This is a genomic window from Mycobacterium sp. WMMD1722 (assembly GCF_049315205.1).
GTDB lineage: Bacteria > Actinomycetota > Actinomycetes > Mycobacteriales > Mycobacteriaceae > Mycobacterium.
The window spans coordinates 4,638,160-4,652,243 of sequence record NZ_CP186056.1 but is presented as its reverse complement, the minus strand read 5'-3'; the positions used below and the strand labels follow the sequence as shown (position 1 = coordinate 4,652,243).

At 69.3% G+C, this 14,084-nt stretch carries 14 protein-coding genes; 6 read left to right on the top strand and 8 right to left on the bottom strand.

Annotated features, from left to right (window positions below):
- Nucleotides 1-14: 14 nt before the first annotated feature.
- Genes ACN27E_RS22475 through ACN27E_RS22465 form a run of 3 tightly spaced genes read right to left on the bottom strand, consistent with a single transcriptional unit; the run spans nt 15 to nt 5,712 of the window.
- Nucleotides 15-1,847: an ABC transporter ATP-binding protein gene (locus ACN27E_RS22475; RefSeq protein WP_422744838.1), complete on the bottom strand. Its 1,833-nt coding sequence runs from the start codon at nt 1,845-1,847 to the stop codon at nt 15-17.
- Complete coding sequence (locus ACN27E_RS22470) at nt 1,844-3,769, bottom strand: ABC transporter ATP-binding protein (protein WP_422744836.1); 1,926 nt, start codon at nt 3,767-3,769, stop codon at nt 1,844-1,846. Before ACN27E_RS22470 ends, ACN27E_RS22475 begins: the two co-directional genes overlap by 4 nt.
- On the bottom strand, nt 3,766-5,712 hold the full coding sequence (locus tag ACN27E_RS22465) for an ABC transporter ATP-binding protein (RefSeq protein ID WP_422744835.1): 1,947 nt from the start codon (nt 5,710-5,712) through the stop codon (nt 3,766-3,768). The genes ACN27E_RS22470 and ACN27E_RS22465 overlap by 4 nt, the downstream gene beginning before the upstream one ends.
- An 89-nt stretch (nt 5,713-5,801) precedes the next feature.
- Here ACN27E_RS22465 and ACN27E_RS22460 point away from each other — a divergent pair, with 89 nt between their 5' ends.
- Nucleotides 5,802-6,569, top strand: coding sequence for a potassium channel family protein (locus ACN27E_RS22460; RefSeq protein ID WP_422744834.1), 768 nt, complete (start codon nt 5,802-5,804; stop codon nt 6,567-6,569).
- Here the strand turns inward: ACN27E_RS22460 and ACN27E_RS22455 are convergent.
- From ACN27E_RS22455 to ACN27E_RS22445, 3 genes are read right to left on the bottom strand one after another with little or no spacing between them, the layout of a single operon-like run.
- On the bottom strand, nt 6,562-7,107 hold the full coding sequence (locus ACN27E_RS22455; protein WP_422744832.1) for a chromate transporter: 546 nt from the start codon (nt 7,105-7,107) through the stop codon (nt 6,562-6,564). The two genes, ACN27E_RS22460 and ACN27E_RS22455, sit on opposite strands and share 8 nt — an antisense overlap.
- Entirely contained in the window at nt 7,104-7,667 is a 564-nt protein-coding gene (locus ACN27E_RS22450) for a chromate transporter (protein WP_422744830.1), read from the bottom strand. Before ACN27E_RS22450 ends, ACN27E_RS22455 begins: the two co-directional genes overlap by 4 nt.
- Nucleotides 7,660-8,658, bottom strand: coding sequence for a phospholipase D-like domain-containing protein (locus ACN27E_RS22445; RefSeq protein WP_422744829.1), 999 nt, complete (start codon nt 8,656-8,658; stop codon nt 7,660-7,662). The genes ACN27E_RS22450 and ACN27E_RS22445 overlap by 8 nt, the downstream gene beginning before the upstream one ends.
- A gap of 115 nt (nt 8,659-8,773) precedes the next feature.
- Between ACN27E_RS22445 and prrA the strand changes: the two genes are divergently transcribed.
- Together prrA and ACN27E_RS22435 are read left to right on the top strand one after the other, a co-directional pair.
- Nucleotides 8,774-9,484 (top strand): two-component system response regulator PrrA, encoded by a 711-nt coding sequence (prrA, locus tag ACN27E_RS22440; protein WP_209305827.1) that lies wholly within the window; start codon nt 8,774-8,776, stop codon nt 9,482-9,484.
- Nucleotides 9,485-9,486: 2 nt separating this feature from the next.
- On the top strand, nt 9,487-10,830 hold the full coding sequence (locus ACN27E_RS22435; RefSeq protein WP_422744827.1) for a sensor histidine kinase: 1,344 nt from the start codon (nt 9,487-9,489) through the stop codon (nt 10,828-10,830).
- Nucleotides 10,831-10,852: 22 nt separating this feature from the next.
- Here ACN27E_RS22435 and ACN27E_RS22430 read toward each other — a convergent pair whose 3' ends face one another.
- Nucleotides 10,853-11,428, bottom strand: coding sequence for a hypothetical protein (locus ACN27E_RS22430; protein ID WP_422744826.1), 576 nt, complete (start codon nt 11,426-11,428; stop codon nt 10,853-10,855).
- A 30-nt stretch (nt 11,429-11,458) separates the two neighbouring features.
- Entirely contained in the window at nt 11,459-11,833 is a 375-nt protein-coding gene (locus tag ACN27E_RS22425; protein ID WP_422744824.1) for an FKBP-type peptidyl-prolyl cis-trans isomerase, read from the bottom strand.
- A gap of 43 nt (nt 11,834-11,876) precedes the next feature.
- On the opposite strand from ACN27E_RS22425, the gene ACN27E_RS22420 reads away from it, so the two are divergent.
- From ACN27E_RS22420 to ACN27E_RS22410, 3 genes are read left to right on the top strand one after another with little or no spacing between them, the layout of a single operon-like run.
- The gene (locus ACN27E_RS22420; RefSeq protein ID WP_422744822.1) at nt 11,877-12,125 is read left to right on the top strand and encodes a DUF2630 family protein; all 249 of its coding nucleotides are present in this window, start codon (nt 11,877-11,879) and stop codon (nt 12,123-12,125) included.
- Between the two features lie 5 nt (nt 12,126-12,130).
- Complete coding sequence (locus ACN27E_RS22415) at nt 12,131-13,675, top strand: phytoene desaturase family protein (RefSeq protein ID WP_422744821.1); 1,545 nt, start codon at nt 12,131-12,133, stop codon at nt 13,673-13,675.
- A 27-nt stretch (nt 13,676-13,702) separates the two neighbouring features.
- Nucleotides 13,703-14,071, top strand: coding sequence for a hypothetical protein (locus tag ACN27E_RS22410; protein ID WP_422744819.1), 369 nt, complete (start codon nt 13,703-13,705; stop codon nt 14,069-14,071).
- Nucleotides 14,072-14,084 lie beyond the last annotated feature (13 nt).

Here is a 14,084-nt window from a genome sequence, read left to right as displayed (position 1 = left end):
CACCGGCGTCGCCGTCAGGCCAGCGAGTGCTGCCAGGCCTCGTGCAACGCGGCGTAGTGGCCGCCGCCCTGGCCGATCAGGTCGGCCGGCGCACCGTCCTCGACGATGCGGCCGTTCTCGAGAACCAGCACCCGGTCGGCGATCTCGACCGTCGAGAGCCGATGGGCGATCACCAGCGCCGTCCGGTCCGAGAGCACCGTCTCCAAGGCGCGCTGCACCATCCGCTCACTCGGGATGTCCAGCGAAGAGGTCGCCTCGTCGAGAATCAACACCGCGGGATCGGCGAGGAACGCCCGGGCGAACGCGATGAGCTGACGCTGCCCCGCCGAGAGCCGGCCGCCGCGTTTGGCGACGTCGGTGGCGAAACCCTCGGGCAGCGCATCGATGAAGCGGTCCGCCCCGACGGCCGCCGCGGCGGCGCGGACCTCCTCGTCAGTGGCCTCGGGCTTACCGAACCGGATGTTGTCGGCCACGGTGCCGTCGAACATGAAGTTCTCCTGGGTCACCATCACGACGTGGCGGCGCAGTTCGCTCTGCGACAGCTGCCGCAGATCCGTGCCATCGAGGCTGACCGACCCCGACGTGGGATCGTAGAAGCGGGCGATCAGCTTGGCGATCGTGGTCTTGCCCGCGCCCGTGGTGCCGACCAGCGCGACCGTCTGCCCGGCCGGGACCTCCAGGGTCAGCCCCGGCAGCACGGGGCGGTCCGGTGAGTAGCCGAACGTCACGTCCGTGAACGCGATTTCACCGCGCACCGAGGTCAGCGCCACCGGTCGCCGCGGGTCCTCGATGCCCGGCTTCTCGGCCAGCACACCGGCCAGTTTCTCCAGCGCCGAGGACGCCGACTGGAAGGTGTTGAAGAACTGCGAGATCTCCTGCATCGGTTCGAAGAACATCCGCAGGTACAGCAGGAACGCGGTCAGGGTGCCGATCGTCATCTCGCCGTGCAGCACCCGGTAGCCGCCGTAGAGCAGCACCACGCCGGTGGTGATGTTGCCGACCAGCTTCACACCCGGCATGAAGATCGCCAGCAGCCGGAACGTGCGCTCGTTGTCGACGCGGTAGCGGTCGGCGATATCGGCGAAGATCTCCTGGTTGCGCGGTTCGCGCCGATAGGCCTGGACCGCCTTGATTCCGGTCATCGTCTCGACGAACTGGACGATCACCAGCGCAGCGCTCTCCCGGACCCGGCGGTAGGTCTTGGCCGACTCGTTGCGGAACCACCAGACCAGCGCCACCAGGATCGGAAACGCCGCCAGACACATCAGGCCGAGCTTGACGTCCAGGGTGACCAGCAGGATCGCGGTGCCGACCAGGGTGAGCACCGCCGTGATCAGGCTGTCGAAGCCCGTTTCGAGCATGTCCTGGATGGCTTCGACATCGTTGGTCGACCGGCTGACCACCCGCCCGGAGGTGTAGCGGTCGTGGAAGGCGATGTCGAGGCGCTGGAAATGCCGGAACACCCGGCGCCGCAATTCGAGCAGCACTTTCTGCCCGATCCGACCCGAGCGGCGCAGGAAGAACATCCGGCTCAACGCCTGCACCAGCACCACACCACACAGCGCGCCGACGATCAGCATGAGCTCGCGCGCCGGCCCACCGTCGAGCAGCGGGGGGATGCCGTGGTCGATGCCGCGCTGCACCAGCAGCGGCACCGACAGCCGCGCGGCGTTCTCCGCCACCACGACCAGCGCCAGCAGCAACAGGGTCATCCGGTAGGGGCGAAGCAGGGAACCCAGCAGCGCGCGGGCCTCGCGGCGACGCGGGACGGTCTCGTCGATCGGCAGGTCGTCCTGCTCGTCGCGGATCCGGCCGCGCCAGTCCGTCGGCGGGTGATCCTGGGTCATCGGCCGTCGGCCTCCGAGGTCACGAAACGCGGGTCCGCGCTGGCCTGTTCGGCCGCCTCGTGCGCGGTGAAGGCGTGTTCGAGGCGTTCGCGTCGGTCGGCGTCCTCCCATTCGCAGGCGTGTTCGGAGTCGTCGACCTCGTCGTCGGCGGCCAGCAGATACCGGTAGGCGGGCACATCGGCGAGCAGCTGGGTGTGGGTGCCGACGTGGGTGACGGTTGCCCCAGAAGAGTCAACCCTGTCGAGCAGGGCCACCCGGTCTGCCAGCAGCACCGTCGACGCCCGGTGCGCCACGACGATGCCGGTGACCGAGTGCAGCACCCGGCGTAGCGCCTCCTCGACTTTCGCCTCGGTGTGGACGTCCAGCGCCGACAGCGTGTCGTCGAGCACCAGGATGCGAGGCCGGGCCAGAATCGCCCGGGCCAGGGAAAGCCGTTGCCGCTGACCGCCGGACAGGCTCATGCCCTGCTCGCCGATACGGGTGTCCAGACCGAACGGCAGGTCGTAGACGAAGTGGGCGGCCGCGACGTCGACGGCCTCGGCGAGCTGCGCGTCGGAGGCATCCGGCCGGCCGAGCCGCAGGTTCTCCGCCACCGACATCGAGAACAGCGTCGGATCCTCGAACGCCGTCGCGACCGCCTCACGCAGGGCGGGCAGCGACAGTTCGCGGATGTCGCGCCCGTCGATCCGGATGGACCCCTCGGTGACGTCGTAGAGCCGCGACAGCAGCGACGCGAGCACCGACTTGCCCGATCCGGTGGCACCGACCAGCGCGATCGTCTCCCCCGGCTCGACGGTCAGATCGACGTGCCGAAGAGCCCAGTCCTCGCTGTCGGGGAACCGGAAGCCGACGTCGACGAGTTCGAGCCGGCCGCCGCGCGGGGGGTCGTGCTCCGGACCATCTTCGATGTCACGTGGGGCGTCGAAGATCTCGGCGATCCGGTTGGCCGCGGTGAACGACTCCTGCGTCATCGACAGCAGGAAGCCCAGCGAGGCGATCGGCCACACCAGCGACAGCATCATCGTGATGAACGCGACGAGCGTGCCCATCGTGACGGAGCCGTGGCCCGCGGCGTAGGCACCGAAGCCGAGCACCACGATCAGGGTCAGGTTCGGGATGATCTCGAGCAGCGTCCAGAACTTCGCCGACACCGAGACCCGGTCGACCTGCGTGTCGTAGAGATCGGTGAGCTGGCGATCGAACCGGTCGTAGACGTAGTCCTCGCGGCCGAACGATTTGACCACCCGCAAACCCAGCGCCGACTCCTCGACATGGGTGGCGACATGGCCGGACTGGTCCTGCGCCAGTCGCGACAACCGGGTGTACTCACGCTGGAAGTGCAGCACCGTCAGGGTGATCGGCACGATCGAGGCCAGCACCACCACGCCCAGCGGCCAGTACATCGCCAACAGGATCGCCGTGACGACGATGATCTGCAGACCGTTGAGGATCAGGAACACCAGGCCGAACGACATGAACCGGCGGATCGTCGACAGGTCGTTCATCACCCTCGACAGCAGCTGACCGGACTGCCAGCGACCGTGGAAGCTCATCGGCAGGATCTGCAGCCGCGCGTAGAGGTCCTTGCGGATATCGGCCTCGACGCCCATCGTCGCCCGGGACACCAACCAGCGGCGGATGAACCACAGCACCGCCTCGGTGACGCCGACGCCCATGGCCGCGGCCCCGAGCAACCAGAGGCCGTGCTGGTCCTGGTGGCGCACCGGACCATCGATGACGGCCTTGGTCATCAGCGGGATGCTGATGGTGGCCCCCAGGCTGGCGATCGCGACGGTGATCATCGCGATCCAACGGACCCGGTAAGGCATCAGATACGGCAGCATCCGCCACAGATCGGCGCCGGCCCATGCGCGCGATCGGGCAGCGCCGATCGCGGGCGCCGGGGTGTCGGAGGCTGTCACTTAGTCAATCTTCCCATTCGCGGCAAGCGAATAACGTCGTGCGGCGACCGGGATCGCCGCGCAGCCGGCTGTCGGCCGAACTGGGTGCGGTACAGCTCGGCATACCGGCCGCGCCGCTCGAGCAGTTCCTCGTGGGTACCCCGCTCGACGATGCGTCCCCCTTCGACGACCAGGATCACGTCGGCGGCCCGAACGGTGGACAGCCGGTGAGCGATCACCAGAGAGGTCCGCCCGGCGAGCGCCTCGCCGAGAGCCTGCTGCACCGCCGCCTCGGACTCGGAGTCCAGCGACGCCGTCGCCTCGTCGAGCACCACCACCCGTGACCGCCCCAACAGCAGGCGGGCGATGGTCAGCCGTTGCCGTTGCCCGCCGGACAGACGGTATCCGCGCTCACCGACAATGGTGTCCAGCCCATCGGGCATGGCGGCGATGACGTCGGCCAGGCGGGCCCGCCGCAACGCCTCCCACAGCTGCTCGTCGGTCGCATCCGGTGCGGCCAACGTGAGGTTGGCCCGGATCGACTCGTGAAACAGGTGCCCGTCCTGGGTGACCATCCCGACGGTGTCGCGCATCGACTCGAACGTCACGTCGCGCACGTCGGTGCCTGCCAGCCGCACTGCGCCGGACGAGACGTCGTAGAGACGGGCCAGCAGCGCGGCGATCGTCGACTTCCCGGCCCCCGACGACCCGACCAGGGCGACCATCTGACCGGGCTCGGCGACGAACGAGATGCCGTGCAGCACCTCTTCACCCGCGCGGGTGTCGGTGTCGGAGAGTTCCGCGACCTCCTCGAGCGAGGCCAGCGACACCCGGTCAGCCGACGGATAGGCGAAGCGGACCGCATCGAATTCGACGGCGACCGGGCCGTCGGGGATGGCCACCGCGCCCGGCTTCTCCTGGATCAAGGGCACCAGGTCGAGCACCTCGAAGACCCGCTCGAAGGACACCAGGGCACTGGCGATCTCCACCCGGGCGTTGGCCAACGCGGTCAGCGGCGCGTAGAGGCGGGTCAGCAGCAGGGCCAGCGAGACGATGGCCCCGGCCTGCAGGGTGCCACCGATGGCCAGGACGCCGCCGAGGCCGTAGACCAGCGCCAGCGCCAGCGCCGACATCAGGGTCAACGAGTTCATGAAGGTCGACTGCAGCATCGACGAGCGCACCCCGATGTCGCGGACCCGGCCCGCCCGTGCCGCGAACTCGCGGGACTCCTCGGCCGGCCTGCCGAACAGCTTCACCAGGGTCGCCCCCGGGGCGGAGAACCGTTCGGTCATCTGCGTGTTCATCGTCGCGTTGTGCATCGCGCTCTCCCGCGACAGGTCTGCCATCCGGCTGCCGATCCGGCGGGCCGGAACCACGAACAGCGGCACCAACACCAGCGAGACCAGGGTGATCTGCCACGAGATCGCCAGCATCACGGCCAGCGTCAGGGTCAGGGTCACCAGATTGGACACCACGCCGGACAGGGTGTCGGAGAACGCGCGCTGCGCCCCGAGTACGTCGTTGCCGAGGCGGCTGACCAGGGCGCCGGTGCGCGTCCGGGTGAAGAACGCGACCGGCATGCGCTGCACATGGTCGAACACCGCGGTGCGCAGATCGAGGATCAGACCCTCGCCGATCGTCGAGGACAGCCAGCGGGTGAGCAGTGCGACCGCGGCCTCGGCGATGGCCACGGCGGCGATCACCGCGGCCAGGCCGATCACCACGGTGGGTGCGCCGCCGCCGGTGATCTGGTCGACCACCCGCCCAGCCAGCACGGGCGTGGCGACGGCCAGGGCCGCGCTGAGCACGCTGACCGCGACGAACACCCCGAGCCTGCGGTGGTGGCGCGCGGCGAACCGCCAGATGCGCCGCAGCAGCGCACGGTCGGCCAGCGAGCGCAGATCGCCACCGCGCGCATGCGCCTGGCGGTACAGCGTCTGACGCGCAACCGTTTCGATGTTCATGGAGTTCACCGTAAAACCTCAACAAATGTCGAGGTCAATTGTTCCCCGGGCCGGTTCGGCGACCGCCGAGGCGGGTAGACAACAACACCGTGAGGAGAGCACGCGCCGATCTGGAGACTTGGGAACGCCGCACGGAGTGGCCGTTGGCAGCGGTCGCGGTCGCCTTCCTCGCCAGCTACGCCGTCGAGGTGCTGGCCCGCCCACAGGGTGCGGCCGCCGTCGCGGTGGGCGTGATCACGGCCACCGCCTGGGTGCTGTTCGTGTTGGACTACCTGGGCCGACTGATCCTGGCCCCGAATCGGTGGCGGTGGTTCTATCGGCACCTGTTCGATCTGGCGATCGTCGTACTGCCGGTGCTGCGCCCGTTGCGGTTGCTGCGACTGGTCACCCTGATCGCCGTACTGCAACGGGCGGCTGGCCACGCCATCCGCGGCCGGGTGGTGCTCTACACCGTGTCCGGCGCACTGCTGCTGGTGTTCGTCGCATCGCTGGCCGTCCTGGACAGCGAACGCGGCCAGCCCGACGCGCAGATCACGAACTTCGGACAGGCGCTGTGGTGGTCGGTCACCACCATCACCACCGTCGGGTACGGCGACCTGACCCCGGTCACCACCACCGGCCGGGTGATCGCGGTGCTGTTGATGATCGGCGGCATCAGCCTGGTCGGCTCGATCACCGCGACGCTGGCGTCCTGGATCGTGCAGCGGGTGGCCGACGAGGATGCGGATTCGGATGCCGTCACGACCTCGCACGTCGAAACGCTGCTGGCGGAGATCGGTCAGTTGCGCGCTGAAGTGTCCCGGCTCGGGGGCACCTCCACCGCCGGTAGCGATCCGGTCCCCGAACGCGTCAGATGATGCCGAAGTAGCCGACCACGCCGGCCGCGGCGACCACGATCAACGGATTGATCTTGGTGAACACGAACACCAGTGTGCACAGACCGGTGAGCAGATAGGCCCGCCAGTCGTGGTCGGCCGCGCGGCTCATGACCAGCGAGCTGGCCAGGATCAGCCCCACCGTCAACGGCGGGAATCCCTTCTCGACGGCGAATCTGAGCCGGGATCGCTGGGCCTTCTGCCAGACCTGGGCGAGCGCGAAGACCAGCGTGGCGGCGGGCAGGATCATCGCGACCGTGGCGACGACACCGCCGACGATCGCCCCGGGCACCCCGCCGACGTGCAGGCCGGCGCCGTATCCGACCAGCGCCACGATCAGGATGCTGGGCCCCGGGGCGGCCTGGGAGATCGAGAAGACGTCGGCGAACTGGCCGTCGGTGAGCCAGTGTTCGCGGTTCACCGCCTGCCGGTGCATATCGGGCAGCACGGTGTTGCCGCCGCCGATCGACAGCAGCGACAGCGAGCCGAACAGCGCCGCGATCTGCAGGTACGTGCTCACGCCGAGGCCTTGCGCGGCCAGGCCCAGAACAGGCTGATCGGCGCGAGGACGGCCAGGGTGAGCAGGAGCGGCCAGCGCAGCAGGCCATTGAGCGCGAAAGCGCCGGCGAACAGCAGGACCGGCACCACACCGACGAGCGCCTTGCGCCCGGTCTGGATGACCATCGCCACCGTGAGGGCCACGGCGGCCGCGGACGCACCGTGCAGCACTCCCTGGACGGCGGGCACCTCTTTGAAGCGGAAGTACACGTAGGCCATCGTGAGGACGAACACCAATGGCAGCAGGCACAGGCCGACCAGCGCGGCGAGCACCCCGAGCAGGCCGGCCATCTTGGTGCCCACGTACACCGCCAGGTTGACCTGGTTGGCGCCGGGCAGAATCCGGCACATGGTCAGCGCCGAGAGGAACTCCTCCTCGTCGAGCCAGCGCTTGTCGACGACGAGCACCTGACGCGACCACGCCGACAGCCCGCCACCGAACGACGCCAGCGCGATGTGGTTGAACGTCAGGGCGAGTTGGAGCAGCGACACCTTCGGTACGGGTGCGGCGGACTCACTCATGCACGAGCGTGGCGTCGGCGTGGAACTCGTGCGCGTCGTCCTCGTGGTGTTGCGTGGGGTCCAGCGGATCGGGCGGATGGTAGCTGTGCGACTGCGCCCAGTCCTCGTCGAACACCTGCTGCAGGCGCGCGACGACAGCGGGATCGTCGGTGGTGACGCCGAGTTCGCGGCGCAGATCAAAGGCGCTGCGGTCGATGTTCATGGAGCCCAGCAGGGCCCGGGACCCGTCGGCGATCAGGAGCTTCGCGTGCACCCGGTGGTTCTTCATCTTGTGCACCTTCACCCCGAAGCGGCGCAGCAGTCGCAGGGTGGCGAAGGTGTCGAGCACATCCCATTCGCTGATTCCGTGCCGGCCGCCGCACAGCACGTGGACCTTGACGCCGCGGTCGGCGGCGGCTGCCAGGTGCTCGAGGATCACCGCGTCGACATACTTGGGGTGTTGCACGTCGAGGCGGTCGCGGGCGCCGTCGATGAAGTGAGCCATCTGCCGGCGCGAGTTCGAGTTGCTCCACAGCAGGCCGTGGTCCGCACTGGGCACCCAGTCACCGTGGCTCCAATCCGCCTCGAACACCTCGGCGATCTGGGCCACCTGATCGGGGTCACAGGTGATCAATCCGTAGTCGCGCGTGCGGGTGAAGTACTTGGTGCACAGGTTGAAGGTGGCGACGAGTGCGGCGCGGCCGTCCACCACCACCGACTTCTCGTGGGTGACGTAGAACTGCGGATTGGTCCACTGCACATCCACGCCGGCGGCCCGCAGCCGCTCGTAGGTCTCGTCGTTGGCCCGGTCGCCGCCGGAGCGCGCGGGGTTGAGCATCACCCGCACCGCGACACCGGCCGCATACCGCTCGAGCACCGCATCCAGCAACGTCTCGTCGGTGAACGTGAACTGTTTGACCAGAAGCGATTCGCGGGCCGAACCGATCAATTCCCGCACGGGCTCCAGACCGTCGTCGGGTTCGACGATCAGCGCCTGCGCGGCCGGGGACACAAGAGTCAGAGGCTAGCACCGCCGCGGGAGCCCCTCGAGCTGTCCGCACCGAACTCACAGCTTTGGTTCGGCCGCTGCTCGCGCCTATCCGCTCAGCGGTTGACCATCAGGCAAGATTGCGGGCATGGACAGTGGTGTGGGATCACCCCGGGTGCTGGTGGTGGACGACGACCCCGACGTGCTCGCCTCCCTCGAGCGTGGACTGCGGCTGTCCGGGTTCGACGTCTCCACCGCCGTCGACGGCGCCGAGGCCCTGCGCAGCGCCACCGAGACCCGCCCGGATGCGATCGTCCTGGACATCAACATGCCGGTGCTCGACGGGGTGAGCGTGGTGACCGCGTTGCGCGCGATGGACAACGACGTGCCGGTGTGTGTGCTCTCGGCGCGCTCGTCGGTCGACGACCGGGTGGCCGGGTTGGAGGCCGGCGCCGACGACTACCTGGTCAAACCATTCGTACTGCAGGAGTTGGTGGCCCGGGTCAAGGCACTGCTGCGCCGGCGCGGATCGTCGGCCACATTCTCCTCGGAGACCATCCAGGTAGGCCCGCTGGAGGTGGACATCCCCGGCCGGCGCGCCCGCGTCAACGGCGCCGACGTCGACCTCACCAAGCGGGAGTTCGACCTGCTCGCGGTGCTGGCCGAGCACAAGACCGCCGTGCTGTCCCGCGCTCAGCTGCTCGAGCTGGTGTGGGGTTATGACTTCGCTGCCGACACCAACGTCGTCGACGTCTTCATCGGATACCTGCGCCGCAAGCTCGAGGCGGGCGGCGCGCCACGCCTGCTGCACACCGTGCGTGGAGTGGGTTTCGTGCTGCGGACGCAGTAGCAGTGGTCACGCTGTCGCGGATCTTCCGGCGCACCCCGTCACTGCGGACCAGGGTGGCCTTCGCGACGGCGATCGCCGCGGCCATCGTGGTCGGCATCGTCGGCACGGTGGTGTGGGTCGGCATCACCCAGGACCGCAAGGAGCGCCTCGACCGCAGACTCGACGAGGCCGCGGGTTTCGCGATCCCGTTCCTGCCCCGCGGACTGGACACCATCCCGAAGACGCCCAACGACCGGGACGCGATCATCACCGTGCGACGCGGTGACGGCGAGGTCAACTCCAACTCCGATGTGGTGCTGCCGCAGCTGCCCGTCGGATACGCCGACACCTACGTCGACGGGGTGCGCTACCGGGTGCGCACGGTCGACATCCGTTATCCCGAGCCGATGTCGGTGGCCGTCGGCGCCACCTACGACGCCACCATCGCCGATACGAACAACCTGCACCGCCGCGTCATCATCATCTGCTCGCTGGCCATCGGTGCGGCCACCGTCGCAGGCTGGCTGCTGGCCGCGTTCGCGGTCCGCCCGTTCAAACGACTCGCCCAGCAGACCCGCCAGATCGACACCGGGGACGAGGATCCGCACGTCGAGGTCCGTGGAGCCACCGAGGCCGTCGAGATCGCCGAAGCCGTCAAGGGTCTGCTCGAGCGCGTCTGGTCCGAACAGGACCGGACCAAGGCCGCGCTGGCCTCGGCGCGCGACTTCGCCTCGGTGTCGGCCCACGAACTGCGCACCCCGCTGACGGCCATGCGGACCAACCTCGAAGTGCTGGCCACCCTGGACCTCGCCGACGACCAGCGCAAGGAAGTGGTGGGCGACGTCATCCGCACGCAGTCGCGGATCGAGGCGACCCTCGGTGCACTCGAACGGCTGGCCCAGGGTGAGCTGTCGACCTCCGACGACCACGTTCCCGTCGACATCACCGAACTGCTCGACCGCGCGGCCCACGACGCCATGCGCGTGTACCCCGATCTCGACGTGTCGCTGGTGCCCGCGCCGACGGTCATCATCGTGGGGCTGCCGGCCGGTCTGCGGCTGGCGGTGGACAACGCGATCGCCAACGCGGTCAAACACGGCGGTGCGACGCGGGTGCAGCTGTCGGCGGTGAGCTCCCGGGCGGGTGTGGAGATCGCGATCGACGACGATGGCGTCGGCGTGCCCGAATCCGAACGCGTCCGGGTGTTCGAGCGGTTCTCCCGCGGATCGACGGCCTCCCAGTCGGGTTCGGGTCTCGGTCTGGCCCTGGTGGCCCAGCAGGCCGAATTGCACGGCGGCACGGCCTCACTGGAGGCCAGCCCGCTGGGCGGGGCGCGGCTGCTGCTGCGGTTGCCGGGGCCGAGCTGATCTACCGCAGCCGCTGGGCGACTCAGCCGGTCGGGCCGGGCGGGGGTGCGACGGCGATGTCGTTGACCAGGGTGAGCTCCGGGAACAGTCCCTTCGCGGTGATCCCCACGGCATCCTTCTCGGCCTGCGTGGGCGCGGTGCCGGTGAGCGTCAGCTTGTCCGGGTCACGTCGAAGCCCGAAGTTCTCGACCGGCTTGGCGGTGTCGAGCACCTTGGTCACCTGGGCCGGGTCGAAGGGCACCGACCCGGGGTTGACGGTCATGGTGTCGGCGATCCGGGCATCCGGGCCGACCGAGGCGACGATCGCGTTCTGCACCGCGGTGCGCGCCTGCTGATCGGCCACGTCGCCCGAGACGGTCACGTTGTCGCCGGTGACCGTCAGCAGGAACGGCTCCAGCACCGGGGCGGGGACCCCGGGGATCACCGACGTCAGCGAGGTGGTCGGCGGGGCGGCCACCGGTGCGCTGCTGGTCGCGGTCACGGTGCTGGTGGACGTGGACGTCTCGGTGGACGTCTCGGTCGCCTGCTCGGCGCTGCCGCAGCCGGCGGCCAACAGTGTGGCGGCGGCCAGGAGGGCGAAAGGTGTGCGTGCGGTCATGGCCTCAGTGGTACCCATGACCGGGGCGCGTCAGCGCGCGGCGAGCAGATCGATGACGAAGATCAGCGTCTTACCCGAGAGGCGGTGTCCGCCCCCGGCGGGGCCGTACGCCGCCGCCGGCGGGATGGTCAGCTTGCGCCGTCCGCCCACCCGCATCCCGGGGATGCCGTCCTGCCAGCCCTGGATCAGACCCTGGAGGGGAAACTCGATGGACTGGCCGCGGTTCCACGAACTGTCGAATTCCTCACCGGTGTCGTATTCGACGCCGACGTAGTGCACCTCGACGTTGCCGCCGGGTACCGCTTCCGCACCGTCACCGACGATCAGATCCTCGACGACCAGTTCGCTCGGGGCCGGGCCGTCCGGGAATTCGATCTCGGGCTTCTGTCCTGGGGTGGAAGTCACCCTCCCACGTTAGACCAGGCCGGAAGTCGGGCAGACTGGTCCCGTGGCAAAGGATGAAGACATTCTCGAACAGGTGAACAAGCTCGTCGCCGAAGAGCAGAAGCTGCGCGACGAACTGCAGCATCACGAGATCGACCAGAGCGAAGAGCACCAGCGGCTGCGTGCGGTGGAGGTCGCGCTCGACCAGTGCTGGGATCTGTTACGTCAGCGGCGCGCGCTGCGGGAGAGCGGAAAGGATCCCCGGGAGGCCGAGGTGCGTCCGGCCAGCGAGGTCGAGGGCTACCTGAACTGAGCGGGGTGTTCGACGCCATCGTCGTCGGCGGCGGGCACAACGGCCTGGTCGCGGCGGCCTACCTGGCGCGCGCCGGCCGTCGGGTCCGCGTGTTGGAGCGATTGGACCACGTCGGCGGGGCCGCGGTGTCGGCGCACGCATTCGACGGCGTCGACGCCCGGTTGTCGAGGTACTCCTACCTGGTCAGCCTGCTGCCCAGACGCATCGTCGACGACCTCGGCGCCCGCATCCGCCTCACTCGGCGTCGCTGTTCGTCCTACACCCCCGACCCGGCGACGGGCGGCCACACCGGTCTGCTCATCGGACCGCACAACACCTTCGCCGCGATCGGTGCGGCCGCCGACGAGGCCGGTTTCGCCGAGTTCTACCGCCGATTCCAGCTGCTCACCGAGCGGCTGTGGCCGACGCTGACAGCACCGCTGATGACGCGTGCCGACGTCCAGCGTCAGGCGGCGGACGCCGGCCCCGAGGCCGAAGCGGCATGGCGGGCGCTGACCGAGCGGCCGATCGCCGAGGCCATCACCGCTGCGGTCGACAACGACCTGGTGCGGGGAGTGATGGCCACCGACGCCCTGATCGGGACGTTCGCCCGCACCGACGACCCGTCGCTCCGGCAGAACATCTGCCTGCTCTACCACCTCATCGGCGGCGGGAACGGCGACTGGAACGTGCCGGTCGGCGGCATGGGTGCGGTCAGCGGTGCACTCGCGGCGGCCGCCGCCGGGTTCGGTGCGGAGATCGTCACCGGCGCCGAGGTCGAGGCCATCACCCCCGACGGGGAGGTGAGTTATCGCGTCGACGGCGTGGCGCACCGCATCGGTGCGCAGATCGTGCTGGCCGGCGTCGGCCCCGCGGTCCTGGCCCGGCTGCTCGGCGAGGCCGCTCCGGTGCCGCCGGCCGGCTCGCAGGTAAAGGTCAATCTGATGTTGCGCAGACTGCCGAGGCTGCGCGACGACACGGTGACCGCCGAGCAGGCGTTCGGCGGCACGTTCCACATCAACGAGACGCTGAGCCAACTCGACGGTGCCTACGAGCAGGCCGCCGCCGGCGCGGTGCCCGCCCCCCTGCCCTGCGAGATCTACTGTCATTCGCTGACCGATCCGTCGATCCTCTCCGATCGGCTGCGCGCGGCGGGCGCGCACACGCTGACCGTCTTCGGGTTGCACACCCCCCACGCCCTGCTGACCGGCCACGACCAGGACCGGATGCGCAACACCCTCACCTCAGCAGCCCTGCATTCGTTGAATTCCGTTCTCGCCGAACCGATTCAGGATGTCGTGATGGAGGACGCGGCGGGCCGGCTGTGCATCGAGACCAAGACCACCGCCGACCTCGAGCACGGCCTGGCCATGACCGGCGGGCACATCTTCCACGGCGATCTGCAGTGGCCCTTCGCCGAGGACGACGACCCGCTGGAGACGCCGGCGCAGCGGTGGGGCGTCGCCACCCACCACGACCGCATCCTGCGGTGCGGTTCGTCGGCGCGCCGCGGCGGTGCGGTGTCGGGGATCGGCGGGCACAATGCGGCGATGGCCGTTCTCGAGAGCTGACGCGGGCGCGTTGCTAGGCTCGCGAGCGTGAACGCCCCCTTCGCGGTTGCCGCCGCCGGTGCCGTCCTGGCCGGGATCGTGCTGGCACCGCCCGCGAGCGCCGGTCCCAGTTACGGCAGCAACGGGCTGTTCGGTGTCGACACCCAGGCGTCCCAGGGCTGGGTGACCACCTTCATCCCGCCCGGGCACTATCGCGTCGACCAGGCCCCCAGCATGCCGCCGTATCAGAGTGCACCGGGGTTCTGGTTGCGCTGCAACGCTTTTCCATGCGCCATCGAAGTGGGGCAGAACATCATCGCCAAGGGTGATGCGATCCGCGACGTGCCGACGTTCGTCGACATCCTGCCCAGCGACGCCGGGGTGCGCCTCTACAACGTCACGCTGACCCGGGTCTGACGGCCGGCTCCGC